Source organism: Candidatus Nanopelagicales bacterium (assembly GCA_030700225.1).
Classification (GTDB): Bacteria; Actinomycetota; Actinomycetes; order S36-B12.
Map to the genome: position 1 here is coordinate 15,805 of JAUYJT010000021.1, position 16,303 is coordinate 32,107.

Consider the following 16,303-nt stretch of genomic DNA (forward strand, 5'->3'; position numbering starts at 1 on the left):
CTCAGTCCTTCAGCGACCAGGACACCATGCCCTCAATGTTGCCCTTGATGGCTTCGCCAGCGGTGGCGTCCGCTCCCTTTGTCAGGATCGCGAACTTCAGGCCGCCGACGTCGCTCTTGCGCGGCGCGGATGACAGCGCGTAGCCAACCTCGTCCGGCCGGATCAGCCAGGCGCCCCAGCTGTAGGCCATCCGCGCCCCACCACGCTTCTTGTCCAGCGCGTCGGTAAGCGCGTCGTCCTGCTCCCAAGCCAACACGCGGTAGCCATCCCGTTCACCCGCATCGAACATGTGGTTCGCGAACTGCAAGCTGCCCAGAAGCGGCAGCGTCACCTTCTGGATGAACACGACGTCGAGGTCAGACACCTTGCTCGCGAATTCGGACTCAACAACGTACTTGATGTTGCCCACATATCCGGGCAGGTTCATGACCCTGGAAACCATCTTGTCAACGTCGACTTCCAGGCCGGGCTTGATGCCAACGCCCTCCTTCGTGGGGCGGTCATCATGCCGCCATGACTTGTAGTTGAACTTGTCGTGTGTGAGCTCCGCGACCCGCAGGAACACCCGGTCGAGGAACTCGTTCATCTCATCACCGGCCATCAGGCACCTCCACTGTGACTCGTCGCTTCGCCAACTAGTCCCTCTTCGACCACGCGATCATGCCTTCGATCGCGGCCTTCAGGACTTCACCACCGACCGTGTTAGCGCCGGCCGTCATCAGCCCGAATTTCAGCGAGCCGACATCGCTCTTGCGCGGCGCGGACGACAGCGCGTAGCCGACCTCGTCCGGCCTGATCAGCCAAGCCCCCAAGCTGTAGGCGAGCCGCGCCCCGCCGTGCTTCTTGTCAAGGGCATCGGTCGCCTCGTCGTCCAGGGTCCAAGCCACCGCCCGGTACCCGTTGCGGTCTCCGCAGTCCACGAGCCGCAGCGCCGCTTGGATGCCACCCAGGATCGGCACGCTGATCTTCTGGATGTAGACGAAGTCGGTGTCGGAGTACTTCTTGATGATCTCGCACTCGGCCACGTGGCTCATGTTCTTCACGTAGCCCTCGACATCGAGAATCCGGCTCACCATCTTCACGACATCCACGTCGACGCCAGGCCGAAGGCCGATTCCCTCCACCGTGGGACGATCCGCGAACCGCCAATCCTTGGAGCTGAACTTGTCTCGGGACAGCTCCGGCACCCGGCTGAACACCCGGTCGAGAAACCCTTGAATGTCCGTGTCGGTCAACGCCAACCTCCAGCCCGGGAGACTAGGCGCTAGTCCCGCTTCGACCAGGCGATCATCGTGTCGATGTTGTTCTTCAACATGTCCGATGTCCCAGCGTTCGCACCCTTTGTCATGACCGCGAACTTCAGCGATCCGACGTCACTCTTGCGTGGAGCGGAGGACAGCGCATAGCCGATCTCGTCCGGCCGGATCAGCCAAGCGCCCAGGTTGTACTGAGTGCGCGCGCCGCCCTTCTTCTTGTCGAGGCTGTCGGTAACGGCATCATCTTGTGCCCAGGCCACAACGCGGAAGCCGTCACGCTCACCGAGATCAGTCATGCGCAGAGCACACTGCAGTCCCCCGAGAATCGGCAGGTTCATGCGCTGGATGTAGACGAAGTCCGTGTCCGAGTTCTTGCTCGTGATCGTGCAATCGACTACATACTTCATATTCTCGGCATACCCCTCGACATCGAGAATCCGACTCGCCATCTTCTCGACATCAACACTTACGCCGGGCCTGATTCCCACGCCCTCGCTCGTCGGGCGATTCTCAAACCGCCAGGACCTGAAGTTGAACTTGTCACGGGACAGCTCGGGAACCTTGGGCATGACCCGCCCCAGAAACTCCTCTGCGCTTGCTTCACTCATGCGTCACCTCCGGTCGCGAGCCTCAACACTAGCGATTCTCAACCGCCGAAGCCGGTCAACTCAGGGCCCTCGGCTCGCATCACGACGGCTTCAGCCCGCTCCGATTACTGGATCAGAACAGGGCGCTCGCCAGTCCGACGCGCGCCTTGGCGACCTCCGGGTGGCCGGGGCCGACGACTTCGAAAAGCTCGATCAGGCGGGTCCGCACGACTTCGCGATCGTCACCCGACACGAGCCGAATCAATGCGATCAAGCGGGCGAATGCATCCGCGAACTCCTGGTTCGCTGCCTTGATGTCCGCGGCCAGCATCTGCTGGTCCACGTCCCCCGGCGCGGCGTCGGCATCCCGCAGCACGGTGGAGGGATCGGCGCCGCTAACCCGCCCATACAGTGCGGCGGTAGCCCTGCCGACTCTCGCCTGTTCGTCAGTGGGATTCCTCAGCAGGCGGGCCGCGAAGGCCGCGTCCGCCGCCGTCCAGTCGCCGCGCTCCATGGCGTCATAGGCTGCCTCGAGGTCAGGATCCATCGGCGGCTTCGTCGCAGGGGCATCCTGTGGGACTTCTTGCCTCGCCTCAACAGTTCCCGAAACGCCAGCCTTCGCTGCTTCGGCGAGCACCGCATCGAGGACCTGTCGAACTTGCGCCTCCGGCAGCGCGCCCTGGAACAACGGAAGAAGTTGACCTCGAAGAACCGCGAACACCGATGGCATCGCTGGCGCCTGGAAGGCCGCCGCCAGGCGCTGGTTGGCGTCGGCGTCGATCCTGGCCAGAACCCATCGCCCAGCGCAGTCCCCTGCCAGGCGCTGAAGGATCGGCGACAACGTGTTGCTGGGGTCGCCCGCGGACGACCGCAACTCGACGATGATCGGCACTGTCGACGACCGGTCAATTACCTCTTCCTTGAAGTTGGCTTCGGTGACATCGACGGCTGCCCCGGGCGGCGAATTGGCCGCGCGCTGCTTAGCTTCCCTGGCGGCAGCGAGAGCGGCCAGGTCGACGGCGCCGTGCATTGGAATGTTCGAGCTCACGCGCTCATTGTGGCAACTGTCCCTGCTCACTCATCGCCGAGCCCCACCCGGAGCACGGCCGCGTCGGCCGCGGAATAGGAATCCAGCTTGCCCTCGACCACATCCTCGGCCAGGCCGCAAAGTTCATTGTCGATGCCATCCAGATGCCTTTCGAACTCCTCCGTCGCCAGGCCCCGAATCTCGGCCGCCGCCCGGTCACGTCGGCGAGTCGCCAGACCGCCACTGGCGCGCTCGTGAGCGACGTGCGCCTCTATCTCCTCTGCCAGATTCACGATTCCAAGGCCTTCAGTAGCGGAAACGCTCACCACAGGCGGACGCCAGTCTCCCGCCGACTTCAGCTCTGCGATAGACCGCAGTTCCCGAGCAGTCGAATCAGCGCCCAGGCGATCTGACTTGTTGACGACCAGTATGTCGGCGATCTCCAGCAACCCAGCCTTGGCTGCCTGGATGCTGTCGCCCGAACCCGGGGCCACGAGAACGACGACCGTGTCGGCGTGGCTGACAATGTCCACTTCGCTCTGCCCCACACCCACGGTCTCCACGACGACCACATCGAATCCGCAAGCGTCAAGAACCCGGATCGCGGCAGGTGTCGCCGCTGACAGACCTCCGAGCCTGCCACGCGCGGCCATCGACCTGATGAACACGCCCTCGTCGGTGGCATGTTCGGTCATTCTCACTCGATCGCCGAGCAGCGCTCCACCGGTGAACGGCGACGTCGGATCCACGGCGATGACGGCTACAGACTGACCAACCGAGCGCCAGTGACCGATCAGCGCGGAAGTCGTCGTGGACTTACCCACCCCCGGCGCACCAGTGACACCTATGACGTGGCTGCGGCCTGTACGGCCACGAAGCAGTCGGACCAGCTCGGGTACTTCGGTGGCACGCTCCTCGACGGCCGACAACAGGCGCGCCAGAGAGAGCCGATCCCCGGACGTAGCCCTACCGACCAGCGCCTTCGGATCGATTCCCTTGCTCACCACAGCCCGCTCCGCAAGTCACTCAGGACCTTGGGACTCTCACTATCAGCGCATCGCCCTGCCCGCCGCCGCCGCACAGCGCCGCCGCGCCCACGCCACCTCCGCGGCGCCGAAGTTCCAAAGCGAGATGAAGAACGATGCGGGCCCCGGACATCCCAACGGGGTGACCCATGGCAACCGCTCCCCCGTTGACGTTGATGATGTCCTCCGACAGGCCCAACTTGCGGCCCGACACGATTCCGACCGCCGCGAACGCCTCATTCAGCTCCACGAGATCGAGGTCGGCCGGTTCGATCCCTTCCTTCTGGCAGGCCCGCAGGACCGCGTTCGCCGGTTGCTCCTGGAGAGACGCATCGGGTCCGGCCACCATGCCGTGGGCGCCGATCTCCGCGAGCCACTCAAGCCCGAGAGCCTCGGCCTTGGCCTTACTCATGACGACAACCGCGGCGGCCCCGTCGGAAATCTGGGAGGCCGATCCAGCGGTGATCGTTCCGTCCTTCGCGAATGCCGGTCGCAAGCGCGCCAGCGTTTCGGTCGTCGTGTCCCCCCGAACCCCTTCGTCCACCGCGAACACGATCGGGTCGCCCTTGCGCTGCGGAATCTCCACAGCGACGATTTCGTCGTCAAACACGCCGTTCTTGGCCGCAGCGGCAGCGCGCTGGTGGGAGCGCGCCGAGAAAGCGTCCTGCTCCTCGCGAGTCAGTGCGTAGCGAGCGTTGCTCTTCTCGGTCGAATCCCCCATCGCCATCTGGTCAATGGCGCATGTCAGGGCGTCAAACGCGGTGGCATCGGTCATCGTCACGTCGCCGTACTTGAAGCCACCGCGGCTCTTGGCGAGCAGATGCGGTCCCTGCGTCATCGACTCCATGCCCCCTGCGACGACGACCTCGCATTCCCCGGCGCGGATCAACTGGTCGGCCAGCGCTATCGCCGTGATACCCGACAAGCAAACCTTGTTGACGGTCAGAGCCGGTATGTCCATGGACAGGCCGCCCTTGACCGAAGCCTGCCGCGCCGGGTTCTGGCCAGCGCCAGCCTGGATGACATGCCCCATGATCACGTAGTCAACTTGATCGGACCGCACACCGGACTTGTCCAACGCTCCTCGAATAGCGAACCCGCCAAGATCAGTGGCGGAGAAGTCCTTGAGTGAACCGAGCAGGCGCCCCATCGGGGTGCGAGCGCCGGCGACTATTACTGAGGTGGCCATTCATTCCTCCCGGCAAAGCGCTGGTCAACCTATCAGCCGCGAATGCGATCTGGCTGGAATACGTGCCACGATACGCTCGCCGGGGGCAGGCACAGTGCCGCCCCGTCAACAGGACTCGTGGAGGGCCCGACGATGATGCCCGCACTCGCCCCGATCATCACCAGGATTGACCACGTCGGTATCGCAACATCCGATCTGGACGCCGCCATCGAGCTTTACGAGCAAGCGTTCGGGGCGCGTGTCGTGCATCGAGAAGCCAACGACGAGCAAGGGGTTCTAGAAGCCATGCTGGCGGTAGGCGACTCGGGATCGTGCATCCAACTGCTGGCTCCACTTAGCCCCGATTCCCCCATCGCCAAGTACCTCGACCGCAACGGCCCTGGGATACAGCACGTCGCATTCGGCGTTGACGACGTGGAAGCGGCCGCGGCCCACATCACCAAAGCGGGGCTGCGCGTCCTGTATCCCCAGGCGAAACGCGGCACAGCCGGTTCCAAGGTGAACTTCGTACATCCAAAGGACTGCGGCGGGGTCTTGGTCGAGCTCGTCGAGGTTACTGAGCCGTGATCGGCAGCCCTGGGCAATCATGAACGCGCCCGTACTGAAGGTCCCGCAAGCACGGGACGAAGCCGTCCGCGACGCTGGACCGTTGCTACCACTGGCGCATCGGCTCCCCGCCCCCATCCATTTCGCGCTCGCCGGGGGAGGCTCGCACGGTGCTATCCAGTGGGGGCTGCTTCAAGCCTTGGCGGAAACCGACATACGCCCGTCCGCGTTGATCGGAACCTCGGTCGGCGCCCTGACCGGTGCGGTGGTAGCGGAAGATCCTGCCTCCGCGGTCAACCGTCTGACCTACATCTGGACCCAGCTGGAACTGAAGTTCCTCGTCGGCGGGCTCGGGCTCACCAAGCAACTCCTGCTCAACGCGCTCCAGCCAGGCCTCGTGGACAACGACAAAGAGCGCGGGTCGCTGGAGGCGATGCTGCGCGCGCGTGACTTCGCCGACTTGGCTGTCCCGTTCGCGGCCGTAACCACGGATCTGGCCTCCGGCAGAGCAACCGTGATCGACTCCGGGCCGCTGATTCCAGTCCTCCTGGCTTCATCGGCTATCCCCGGAGTCCTTCCCCCTGTCTCGATCGACGGGCGCTGGTACGTCGACGGCCTAGCCAGCGCCAACCTCCCCGCCGTTCAGGCCGTGCAGCGTGGAGCCGGGAGCGTCGTCGTACTCGACACGGGGTCCCGGGACGCTCAGGAAGTGTCCACGTCAGCAACTCGCATCGTGGCGCGCCTGTCAGTCGCTCTGGCGGCTAGCCAGCGAAAGGCTCAACTGGCCGAGGCTGGAGAACAGGTACCTGTCGTCCTGCTACCCACACCAGACGACCTCGGGGGCACGTTGGACTTCGGGGAGACCGTCTCCAACGCGGCCCAGGCATACTCAATGTGCCGCGATTTCCTGGGCCGGCTCGCTCTGGCCGGGTCCGACCATCTGACCCCAGGTGTCTACGCGGATGTCGGCTTCTCCGGCCTTAGTCAGGCCGACGCTCACTTGGTGCGGACGGTGGGCCGATGAGGCACCACCGAACAACTCTGCCCAGGCCTGTGGCCTTCGTGTTCACCTCCGGTGGAGCTCGCACAGCCGCGCAAGTTGGGATGGTCATCGAACTTCTGGCGGCCAAGATCGTGCCGGACATGATCGTCGGGTCATCGATCGGGGCACTCAACGCCGCCGCACTGGCAGCGGACCGCGATCATTCCGCCGCCAAGCTCGAGCGAACCTGGCAGATGATCGCCGACGACTCGATGCTGGCTTCGCCAAGCGCGGCCGTGATCGCCGGGTTCTCAGATTCTCGCGCCAGCAAGGCCGCGGCGCAGCTTCGCGCGATCCTCGCTCAGTCCGTGCCTGATGTCCCCATACCGGATCTTGCCGTGCCCTTGACTGTCGTAGCGAGCGATCTGCGAACCGGCGAGGCTGTCGAGCTGCGAACTGGCTCGGCGCTCGATGCGGTAATGGCCGCGAGCGCGCTGCCAGTCGTGCTTCCCCCAGTTCCCGCAGGCGATTCTTTGCTGATCGATGGCGGCTTGTTCGCTGGCGCCCCTCTTGGGTCGGCGCTGGCCGCGGGCGCGCGGTCGATCGTCCTGCTGGACGCGGGCGCCTCCGCGGTCCCGGAGTCGTCATTGGAGTCGATCCGCTGGTGGCAAGTAGGAGTGCTTTCCTATGGCCACCTGATACGCGGGCAGCTTGAGCGCGCGCTTAGGGATGCGGCCGCGGCGGTCCCGGTGCTGTGCGTGTCCTGCGACGCCGGCAGCATCTTCGACTTCGACGAACCCGCCGCGCTTGTTACCGCCGGACGCCACGTGTCGCAGGCGTTCCTTAGTCGGCTTCCGTCACGTGTACGCCATCCTGGCGTCTACGGAATACCGATCGGCCTGGCCGACGATCCTCGCATCACAAGTCTCGCGCACCTGTCCTAAGCTGCCCCAATACCAAGATGCGGACGGATCAAGGAGGAACCGTGGAGCGCATTCGTGCCGCCATCAACGCGGGTGACACTTCAGCCGAGGATTTCGCGTCCCTCGCCATCCCCAAGTCCTACAGGGCGGCGACGCTTCACAAGGACGACGAGGGGATGTTCGAAGGCATTCCCAGCCACAAGAAGGACCCCAGGAAGTCTATTCATCTGGACGACGTACCGGTTCCAGAAGTTGGGCCTGGCGAGGCACTCGTCGCTGTCATGGCCAGCGCGATCAACTACAACACAGTGTGGTCAAGCATCTTCGAGCCCGTCTCGACGTTCAACTTCCTGAAGCGCTACGGCAAGCTCAGCCCGCTCGCCAAGCGCCATGACTTGCCGTACCAAGTCATCGGATCCGACCTTTCCGGCGTCGTGCTCCGCACGGGCCCCGGCGTGTTCACCTGGAAGCCGGGAGACGAGGTCGTGGCGCACTGCCTGTCGGTCGAGCTGGAGAATCCCGCCGGACACAACGACACTCTGCTCGATCCCGAGCAGCGCATCTGGGGATTCGAGACGAACTTCGGAGGACTGGCGCAGCTGGCTCTAGTGAAGTCCAACCAGCTGCTGCCCAAGCCCAGGCACCTGACGTGGGAAGAAGCCGCCTCCCCCGGCTTGGTGAACTCCACGGCCTACAGGCAACTCGTCTCTCGCAACGGCGCGGGAATGAAGCAGGGCGACATCGTCTTGATCTGGGGGGCGTCGGGCGGGCTCGGTTCATACGCGACCCAGTACGCACTGAACGGCGGGGCGATTCCGGTCTGCGTCGTTTCCAGCGAGGAGAAGGCGGACATCTGCCGCAAGCTGGGCGCCGAGCTGATCATCGACCGCAAAGCCGAGGGATACCGCTTCTGGAAGGACGAGCGCACTCAGGATCCCACGGAATGGCTGCGGTTCGGCACGAAGATCCGGGAACTGACTAGCGGAGAAGACGCGGACATCGTCTTCGAGCATCCCGGAAGAGACACCTTCGGAGCGTCGGTCTTCGTGGCGCGTAAAGGCGGGACCATCGTCACCTGCGCCTCGACATCGGGGTACATGCATGATTACGACAACAGGCACCTGTGGATGAACGTGAAGCGGATCGTCGGCTCGCACTTCGCCAACTACCGTGAAGCCTTCGAAGCCAACCGTCTCATCGACAAGGGGATGGTCCACCCGACGCTGTCCCAAGTGTTCCGGCTTGAGGACACCGGCGAGGCCGCCTACCAAGTTCACGCCAATCCGCACCACGGCAAGATCGGCGTTCTGGTTCTCGCCGAGGCCGAGGGACTAGGTGTTCGTGACACTGACAAGCGTGACAAATTCATCGACAAGATCAACAAGTTCAGGGGCTAGTAACCCAACATCTGGGGGTTTGGGCAACTTAGGACCACAAGCCCCCGCGTGTCGTAGCAAGTCTGTCGGAGGCCCGACTTACACTTCGTGCGTCCCGGGTTGAATGGCCTCGCTGTCGGACTCGTCTAGCCAAAGACGTGACCTGGAGTGGCCGCTCAAACGCACACGACTAGCACGTGGGGGTTCCAGGTGGCCACGGCCTTTCTGACCCGCTTCAAGGCAGAAGCTGGCCCCACCACGCCCCGAACCAGCCGAGGCGCAGAACAGTCCGGGGTGCGCGGGATGCCCCACATCTCAGCCTTGGACGGCGTACGCGCCATAGCCGTCATCGGGGTCCTGCTGTACCACGCGGATGTCCCGTGGATGCCAGCCGGATTCCTCGGAGTTGACGTCTTCTTCGTGCTCAGTGGATTCCTGATCACGTCCATCGTCATGACCGAACTTGGTCGCACGTCCCGCTTGGACTTCAAGTACTTCTATCTCCGTCGCGCCCGTCGGCTACTTCCGGCGGTGTTCCTCGTTCTGGGTTTCAGCGCGATCCTGGGAGCCCTGATCGCCACAGACGCGGCCGCAGCGCTGCGCCGCGATATCCCCGGTGCGCTTCTGTATGTCACCAACTGGGTGTACGTGTTCACGGACCAGTCGTATTTCGAGATCTCGGGACGACCACCGATGCTTCAGCACCTGTGGTCGCTCGCTGTCGAGGAGCAGTTCTACCTCATTTGGCCAGCGGTCGTGTTCTTCGCCTACCGTCGGGGCGGGCGAGGGATGGTGCGGCGTTGGGCGCTGCGAGGAGCGCTCATCTCAACAGCCCTGATGGTGCTGCTTTCGCTGTTCGGCGGCTATCCGCAGCCCAACGACGCCAGCAGGGTCTACTTCGGCACCGACGCCCACGCGATGGCGCTACTGATCGGCGCCGCCCTGGCCTGCGCGTGGATTCCGCAACGACTGCGCACCACTTTGCCAGCTGGTGCCAAGGCGACCATCAACGCGATCGGCGCGGCATCAATCGGCCTCATCGTCTTGGTCATGATGACTTCCCACAGCAATTCCGCGTGGCTGTACAGGGGTGGGTTCGGAATCTTCGCGGTACTCGTGGCTGTCATGATCGCAGCCGTCACCCACCCGGTCTCCGTGGTCGGGCGACTGTTGGGCCGCCAGCCCATGAAGTACATAGGTGAACGCTCCTACGGGCTGTACCTCTGGCACTGGCCGATCTTTCTTGTTCTTCGGCCGGGCTTGGACGTTCCGTTGGAGGGCGCCGCGAACTTCCTGCTGCGGATGGGCCTAACCTTCGGGGCAGCCGAGCTGTCGTACAGATACGTGGAGATGCCGGTTCGCAACGGAGCTCTGCGCGATGCCTGGCCCCGGGCACGCGCCAGGCTCAAGGACTTCCGCGATCCAAGCACAAGGCGAATCCTGGCGGGACTCGCCGCGGGCCTGGTGTTCGCATCCATCGTGGGGGTGCGCTTGTGGACGATCCCCGATGAGACGCCCGACTACCTGTCCGGCCAGCAGGATATTTCCGCCATCGACATGGGGTCCGAAAGTGGTGCGGTTGACCGGTCACGCGGCAGCCAGAGCGATGGTGCCAACTCGCAGGTCGGCGACGCCGAGCCTCCACTCTCCGATTCCATCAAGACCGGAGGCCAGGGAACGTTCAAGCCGGGCATCGTGGCTGTGGGTGACTCAGTCATGCTCGGCGCCCAAGGCGGCCTCCGGACGAGCTTCGGCAAGATCTCCATCGACGCTTCGGTCGCCCGGCAGGCTGGCGACATGCTGGGCAGGCTTCGTGCGCTGCGCGACGCCGGAGCCCTGCGCGAAACGGTGATCTTGCACACCGGGACGAACGGCTATATCGAGAAGGACCAGCTGAGTCAGATGCTGAAGATCCTCGCGCCAGCCAAACGCATTGTCGTGGTTAATGTCCACGTCTCACGCGTGTGGAATGACCCGAACAACGAGCTGCTAGCCGAGATCGTCAAGACAACGCCCAATGCCGTGCTGGCCGACTGGGATGCGCGGGCTTCGTCCGATCGTGAACTCACCGTGACCGATGGCGCTCACCCCACCCAGTCCGGCGTGAAGGCCTACGCCGACACAATTCAGCGCGCCCTGTCCACACTCAAGTCCGCCCAGTCCTCAGTCGCGGCGGGTACGGCCTCGATCGCCGCTTCACCGGACGATCAGTAGAAGCAGCTAGGCCAACCGGGCCCTAAGCGGCCCAACAAAGCCCTCAATGACATCCGACACCGCGTCTGGTCGCTCGACCGCGGACAAGTGTCCAGAATCGGCGATGGTCTCCAGTCGCGAGTTCCGCAGTAGTCCAGCCATCTCGGTCGCGTCGGCCCGGGGACTGATTGTGTCCTGGTCGCCGTAGACGACTAATGCGGGGCCTTCATACTCCGCGAGGTCAGGGCGAGAGTCAGGCCTTGATGCCATCGCTCGCTGAGCCCACGCAACGGCGCCCGGACTGGCGGAGGTGATCCACCTCGAGACACGGGCGACGAGATCGGGGCGGGTTTCCCGTGTCGTGTCACCGAGCAGGTTCGCGATCATCTCCGGCACCAGGAATCCGGTACGCCCCTCTGCCTCGACCCGGTCCGCGATACCCAGCCGACCCGCACGGGCCTGCTCGGTGTCCGCTCCGGCCTTTGTGTCGAACAGCATCAGAGCCGCCACCCGCGCGGGATCCTGCCGCAAGACCTCCATCGCCAAGTAGCCCCCCATGGACAGACCTCCTACGACGAAGCTTCCGATCCCGTCCAGCGCCTCCAGAACCGGCCGGGCCATCGACGTCATGCTGGGCTCGTCAACGGCTTCGGGGGACTCCCCGAAGCCCGGCAGGTCTGGCACGATGACCCTCCAGCCCCTGCCCACCAACGGCTCGACTTGCTCGCGCCACATGTGCCTATGGCATGGAAACGCGTGCAGCAGCAAGATGACCGGCCCACGGCCACAGTCGGTGAGCGTCAACGGCGACGACGTCACTAGACCTCCTCTTTGACGGATTCGACAGCCTCATCACGGCATTACGGACAGTCCCCCGTCGACGACCAGAGCATGACCCGTGACGAACGACCCCGCGTCGCTCGCGAGGAACTGGGCCGCCGCCGCTATCTCCTCGGGTCGACCCCAGCGCTGCATGGGGACCCGCTGAAGGACGGAGCGTTCCGTGTCTTCGCTCTTGCGCAGGAAACCCGTCAAGTCAGTCTCGATCCAGCCTGGCAGAAGGGCATTCACTCTTACGCCACTCGCCGCGCATTCCAGCGCCAAACTCTGCGTCAGGGAGACAACCGCCGCCTTCGCGGCCGCGTAGTGCGCCATCAGCGGCGCGCCTCGCAGAGCGATGACGCTCGACATGTTGATCACACTTCCAGATCCTGTCTCCAGCATGTGAGGCAGCGCGACCTGGCAGGCATGGACTATCGAATCCAGGTTCAACTTCATCGTCTTGTCCCAGCCGGAGAACCGTGTCATGACAAGCGGCAGGGAGAACGAGTTCCCACCGGCGTTGTTCACCAGGATGTCGAGCCTGCCTAGCTCGGTGATCGCTGCCCCGATCTCCGCCCGGAACCCCTCGGGGTCTGTGACGTCAGCGGACTTCACGATCGCCCGGCGACCGTGGCCCTCGACCTCCTGAGCGACCTCTGCTAGCGAGGCCGTATCCCGGGCGACCAGCGCCACGTCCGCTCCAGCAGCGGCGAATGTCAGCGCGATCGATCGTCCGATCCCTCGGGAGGCTCCTGTCACCAGAGCCGTCTTTCCGTGCAGCGTGAAACTCACTGGTCACTCCTCCATCCGGGTGCGGCCGTTCATCGGAACTTGGCCCAACACTGACTGTGCCAGTGCCTTCGCTCCGACATCGGGTCCTGGCCATCCGCTGGCACGACGACCAGGTGTGGAGTTCCGGGCCTGATGACATCCTCGCAGAACGGGCATCTGTAGGACCTGGTCGCCGTCGCTCCTGGGATGGGGCGGACATGCCACCGCGAGCCCGCCTTCTCCTCCGCCCTCTGCGGGCCGGCGACTCCGCCCAACGTCCGCGGGATCGCATCCTCGCGACCCCGTCCCCGTCGTCGTCGTGCCACACCTTGATCCAAGCATCGTCGGGCCGGCCAACCAAGCTCCGCCGATGCCGCGCGACCACTACCCTGCTTCAGGAGACCGCGGCAACCAAAGCAGCCCAGGCAGGAGCAGGGAGATCGCATGCCGGAAGACGTCGTGATGTACACAGACGGAGCGTGCAAGGGCAACCCCGGACCAGGCGGCTGGGGAGTTCTGCTGCGGCGGGATGGGCACGAACTGCCCCTATCAGGCGGCGAACTCCACACGACGAACAACCGCATGGAACTGATGGCAGTGATCCAGGGCCTACGTGCGCTGAACCGTTCATGCGATGTCCGCATCGTCACAGACTCCAAGTACGTCCGCGACGGCGTGACATCGTGGATGTCGAAGTGGAAGAAGAATGGCTGGATGACTGCCGCGCGGCCTCCCAAGCCGGTGAAGAACCAAGACCTGTGGGAGGAACTCGACCAGGAGCTGCACATCCATTCCGTCACGTGGGAATGGGTGAAGGGCCACTCCGGCCACTCGGGCAACGAGCGTGCCGACGAGCTCGCGAACGCGGGAGTGCCCCGCTGACGGGAATCGCCTGAGCCAGTCTTCGCGGGCGCGCATCGCCACCCGTGTCCAGCTAGTGTCGGCGCCATGAGTGGCATCGCGGTTGTGGTCAATCCAACGAAGATTCCCAACCTGGAGCATGGTCGGGCAACTCTGGCCAAGGAACTGTCCACCTTCGGCGTGACCGACTTCTCGTGGCTGCCCACTACAGCTGAGGACACGGGCACGGGCCAAGCCCGCCAGGCAGTCGAATCCGGCGCCGAGATGGTCCTGTCCTGGGGCGGCGACGGCACTGTGCGCTCAGTCGCCATGGGGCTGCTGAACAGCGAAGTCCCGCTGGGGATCCTCCCAGGCGGGACAGGGAACCTAGTCGCCAAGAACCTCAACCTTCCCGGAAGCCTTCACGGAGCCGTAGCGGTGGCCATGGGAGGCGGTGCGCAGACCATAGACGTCAACGACGTCGACTTGGGCGACGGAGTCCAGCGGATCAGCCTGCTGATCTGCGGGATGGGTTTGGACGCCGCGATCATCAACTCACCGGAGCGCCTCAAGGCGATGTTGGGCCCTGGCGCCTACGCCGCGGCGGCGATGAAGAACCTCGTCGGGAAAGCCAAGCCGATCACCCTGACTATGGACAATGAGTTGCCGCGCCGCATTCCCGCCCGCATGGCGCTGGTCGGGAACTTCGGGCGCATGCAGATGCACGTCAACTTGTTCGATCACGCCAGCGCCACCGATGGCAGGCTGGCCGTGTTCGTAGCGAAACTGCGGGGCCTGGGGGAAGTCCTTTCAACCACACGGGGCGCGATACTCCACCGAGCATCCACCGGCAAACACAGCCTGCAGCTATCGGGCAAGAAGGTCGAGATCAGGACAACCGAACCCTGGCCAAGGGAAATCGACGGCGATCTGATGGATCCAGGCGACTATATGCGTGTCACCGTTCTGCCACGTGCGCTAACCGTCCGCGTCCGCTGACCCCCCTGCCGCCGTCAGGAGTAGGAGAAGAACCCGCGCCCGGTCTTGCGACCAAGGTGTCCCGCCGAGACGACGCCACGCAACGTCTTCGTCGGCGCCAGCCCCGGATCGTGGAACTCATCATGAAGCACCTGCTGGATCGCCAGGGACACGTCGTTACCGACGACGTCGAGGAGGTCGAACGGTCCCAGAGAGAATCCCGTGGCGTCCTTGATCGCCGCATCGATCTGCTCCTTCGTGGCGAAGCCAGCCTCCGTGAGCCGAACAGCGTCGTTCAGATACGGGAACAGCAACGCATTGACGATGAAGCCTGCGCGGTCTCCACAGCGAACGGGGTGCTTGCGCGTGCGCGCGCAGACTTCGCGCGCCGTGGCAACCGTGTCAGGCGCCGTACAAACCGTGCTGACGATCTCCACCAGCTTCACTATCTGGGCGGGATTGAAGAAGTGGAGACCGACCACGTCGGCAGGACGCTCGGTCACCGCGGCCATTTCGATTACCGCCAAGCTCGAAGTCGTCGTGGCCAACACCGCGCCCGGCTTGCACACCTGGTCCAGTGCCCGGAAGAGCTCCAGCTTGACGGCCAGATCCTCCACAACAGCTTCGACCACGAGGTCCACGTCGCCGAGTTCGCCTATCGAAGTCACCCCGTTCACTCTGGCGATTACCGCGTCCCTATCGGACTCCGCGAGCCTGCCTTTGGCGACCTGATGATCCAGGGACTTCTTGAGCGCGGCCGTCACGCGATCGACCTTCTCCGCGCTACGCGCCACGAAAGTCGTGGCATACCCTGCCTTCGCGAAGACCTCGATAATCCCCGTGGCCATCGTCCCTGAGCCAACAACCCCAACTGAACCGCCCCGGGTTTGATGCACACCTCCATCGTTGGGAAGGTGGGCGTCATGCCTATGAAGTTCAGCCCGGAGTTGCGGGCGAAAGCGGTTCGGCTGGTTCGTGACCATCGTGAGGACTACTCCTCGGAGTGGGAGGCGATACGCACGGTGTCGAAGCGGTTGGGGATGACCACCGAGACGTTGCGCAGATGGGTCCGGCAGGCTGAGATCGACGAGGGTTCCTCTGAGGGCGTTTCGAGCGACGCCGCCCGGCAGATCCGGGGGCTGAAACGGAAGAACGCCGAACTGGAACAGACCATCGAGATTCTGTCTGCGGCAACGTCTTTCTTCGCGCGGGCGCACGACTCCCCCGCCAGCTGGGGGTACCTCCCACGAAGTGGGGGAGGGGACCCCCAGCCGCTTCGCGGCGGGTGGGCGGTACCCCCAGATCCGCGGAGTACTGACCGAGTACGGCTGCGAGATCGCCCCGAGGACCTACTACGCGTGGGTGGCCCGGCCGCCGTCGAAGCGGGCGCTGTGGGACCTGTCCATAACAGAGGTGCTGGCCGGGTACTACCAGCCCCAGCCAGGCCCGGACGGGCAGCTGCGCAAGGCGCCAGAGTCTCTATACGGGGCGGCGAAGATGCACGCGCACTTGCAGCGCCAGGGCATCCCGGTGGCCCGCTGCACCGTCGAGCGCCTCATGAGAACCAACGGCTGGCAGGGAGTGGTGCGCACCAAGCGGGTGCGCACCACCCAACCCGACCCCGGGCATGCCCGGGCCCCGGACTCCCTGTTAGCCGCCACGCTGGATGAGGATGTCGGCGTCATCGTGGGTGCGGTTGAGGCGGTATGACGTAGGCCCCGTCCCGGTGTTCGGGGTGGGGCCTTGATGGTCAGGCTGACGGTTCGGTGATCGGGGTGTCGCCGGTGT

16 protein-coding genes and 1 pseudogene are annotated in these 16,303 nt (G+C 64.5%); 8 read left to right on the forward strand and 9 right to left on the reverse strand.

All coding sequences use genetic code 11. The annotated features are described in order from the left end of the window. Position 1 precedes the first annotated feature (1 nt). From Q8P38_02855 to Q8P38_02880, 6 genes are all read right to left on the reverse strand, one after another. Positions 2-601: a hypothetical protein gene (locus tag Q8P38_02855; GenBank protein ID MDP4013552.1), complete on the reverse strand. Its 600-nt coding sequence runs from the start codon at positions 599-601 to the stop codon at positions 2-4. 34 nt (positions 602-635) lie between these two features. Next, entirely contained in the window at positions 636-1,235 is a 600-nt protein-coding gene (locus Q8P38_02860; GenBank protein ID MDP4013553.1) for a hypothetical protein, read from the reverse strand. A gap of 29 nt (positions 1,236-1,264) precedes the next feature. After that, positions 1,265-1,864 carry a hypothetical protein gene (locus Q8P38_02865; GenBank protein ID MDP4013554.1) on the reverse strand — a complete coding sequence of 200 codons (600 nt, stop codon included), beginning with the start codon at positions 1,862-1,864 and terminating at the stop codon, positions 1,265-1,267. Positions 1,865-1,976: 112 nt separating this feature from the next. After that, positions 1,977-2,891 carry a tetratricopeptide repeat protein gene (locus Q8P38_02870; GenBank protein MDP4013555.1) on the reverse strand — a complete coding sequence of 305 codons (915 nt, stop codon included), beginning with the start codon at positions 2,889-2,891 and terminating at the stop codon, positions 1,977-1,979. 26 nt (positions 2,892-2,917) lie between these two features. Beyond that, complete coding sequence (gene meaB, locus Q8P38_02875) at positions 2,918-3,874, reverse strand: methylmalonyl Co-A mutase-associated GTPase MeaB (protein MDP4013556.1); 957 nt, start codon at positions 3,872-3,874, stop codon at positions 2,918-2,920. A 22-nt stretch (positions 3,875-3,896) separates the two neighbouring features. Continuing rightward, positions 3,897-5,084 carry an acetyl-CoA C-acetyltransferase gene (locus Q8P38_02880; protein MDP4013557.1) on the reverse strand — a complete coding sequence of 396 codons (1,188 nt, stop codon included), beginning with the start codon at positions 5,082-5,084 and terminating at the stop codon, positions 3,897-3,899. 132 nt (positions 5,085-5,216) lie between these two features. Here Q8P38_02880 and mce point away from each other — a divergent pair, with 132 nt between their 5' ends. The 5 genes from mce to Q8P38_02905 all read left to right on the forward strand — a co-directional run bounded on the left by mce (position 5,217) and on the right by Q8P38_02905 (position 11,125). Continuing rightward, positions 5,217-5,651, forward strand: coding sequence for a methylmalonyl-CoA epimerase (gene mce, locus Q8P38_02885; protein MDP4013558.1), 435 nt, complete (start codon positions 5,217-5,219; stop codon positions 5,649-5,651). Positions 5,652-5,670: 19 nt separating this feature from the next. Continuing rightward, positions 5,671-6,654, forward strand: coding sequence for a patatin-like phospholipase family protein (locus tag Q8P38_02890; GenBank protein MDP4013559.1), 984 nt, complete (start codon positions 5,671-5,673; stop codon positions 6,652-6,654). Then, the gene (locus Q8P38_02895; protein ID MDP4013560.1) at positions 6,651-7,556 is read left to right on the forward strand and encodes a patatin-like phospholipase family protein; all 906 of its coding nucleotides are present in this window, start codon (positions 6,651-6,653) and stop codon (positions 7,554-7,556) included. The genes Q8P38_02890 and Q8P38_02895 overlap by 4 nt, the downstream gene beginning before the upstream one ends. A gap of 41 nt (positions 7,557-7,597) precedes the next feature. Beyond that, the gene (gene ccrA / locus Q8P38_02900; GenBank protein ID MDP4013561.1) at positions 7,598-8,932 is read left to right on the forward strand and encodes a crotonyl-CoA carboxylase/reductase; all 1,335 of its coding nucleotides are present in this window, start codon (positions 7,598-7,600) and stop codon (positions 8,930-8,932) included. 282 nt (positions 8,933-9,214) lie between these two features. Beyond that, positions 9,215-11,125: an acyltransferase family protein gene (locus Q8P38_02905; protein MDP4013562.1), complete on the forward strand. Its 1,911-nt coding sequence runs from the start codon at positions 9,215-9,217 to the stop codon at positions 11,123-11,125. Positions 11,126-11,131: 6 nt separating this feature from the next. Here the strand turns inward: Q8P38_02905 and Q8P38_02910 are convergent, their stop codons facing one another. Beyond that, positions 11,132-11,923 carry an alpha/beta hydrolase gene (locus Q8P38_02910; protein ID MDP4013563.1) on the reverse strand — a complete coding sequence of 264 codons (792 nt, stop codon included), beginning with the start codon at positions 11,921-11,923 and terminating at the stop codon, positions 11,132-11,134. 33 nt (positions 11,924-11,956) lie between these two features. Next, entirely contained in the window at positions 11,957-12,718 is a 762-nt protein-coding gene (locus Q8P38_02915) for an SDR family NAD(P)-dependent oxidoreductase (GenBank protein ID MDP4013564.1), read from the reverse strand. A gap of 423 nt (positions 12,719-13,141) precedes the next feature. Between Q8P38_02915 and rnhA the strand changes: the two genes are divergently transcribed. Both rnhA and Q8P38_02925 read left to right on the forward strand, forming a co-directional pair. Beyond that, positions 13,142-13,579, forward strand: coding sequence for a ribonuclease HI (rnhA, locus tag Q8P38_02920; protein ID MDP4013565.1), 438 nt, complete (start codon positions 13,142-13,144; stop codon positions 13,577-13,579). A gap of 66 nt (positions 13,580-13,645) precedes the next feature. Then, positions 13,646-14,536: a diacylglycerol kinase family protein gene (locus tag Q8P38_02925; protein ID MDP4013566.1), complete on the forward strand. Its 891-nt coding sequence runs from the start codon at positions 13,646-13,648 to the stop codon at positions 14,534-14,536. Between the two features lie 14 nt (positions 14,537-14,550). On the opposite strand, the gene Q8P38_02930 is transcribed toward Q8P38_02925, so the two are convergent. After that, positions 14,551-15,411, reverse strand: coding sequence for a 3-hydroxyacyl-CoA dehydrogenase NAD-binding domain-containing protein (locus Q8P38_02930; protein ID MDP4013567.1), 861 nt, complete (start codon positions 15,409-15,411; stop codon positions 14,551-14,553). A gap of 27 nt (positions 15,412-15,438) precedes the next feature. Here Q8P38_02930 and Q8P38_02935 point away from each other — a divergent pair. Then, positions 15,439-16,126: pseudogene (locus tag Q8P38_02935) on the forward strand (IS3 family transposase). Positions 16,127-16,303: the final 177 nt, after the last annotated feature.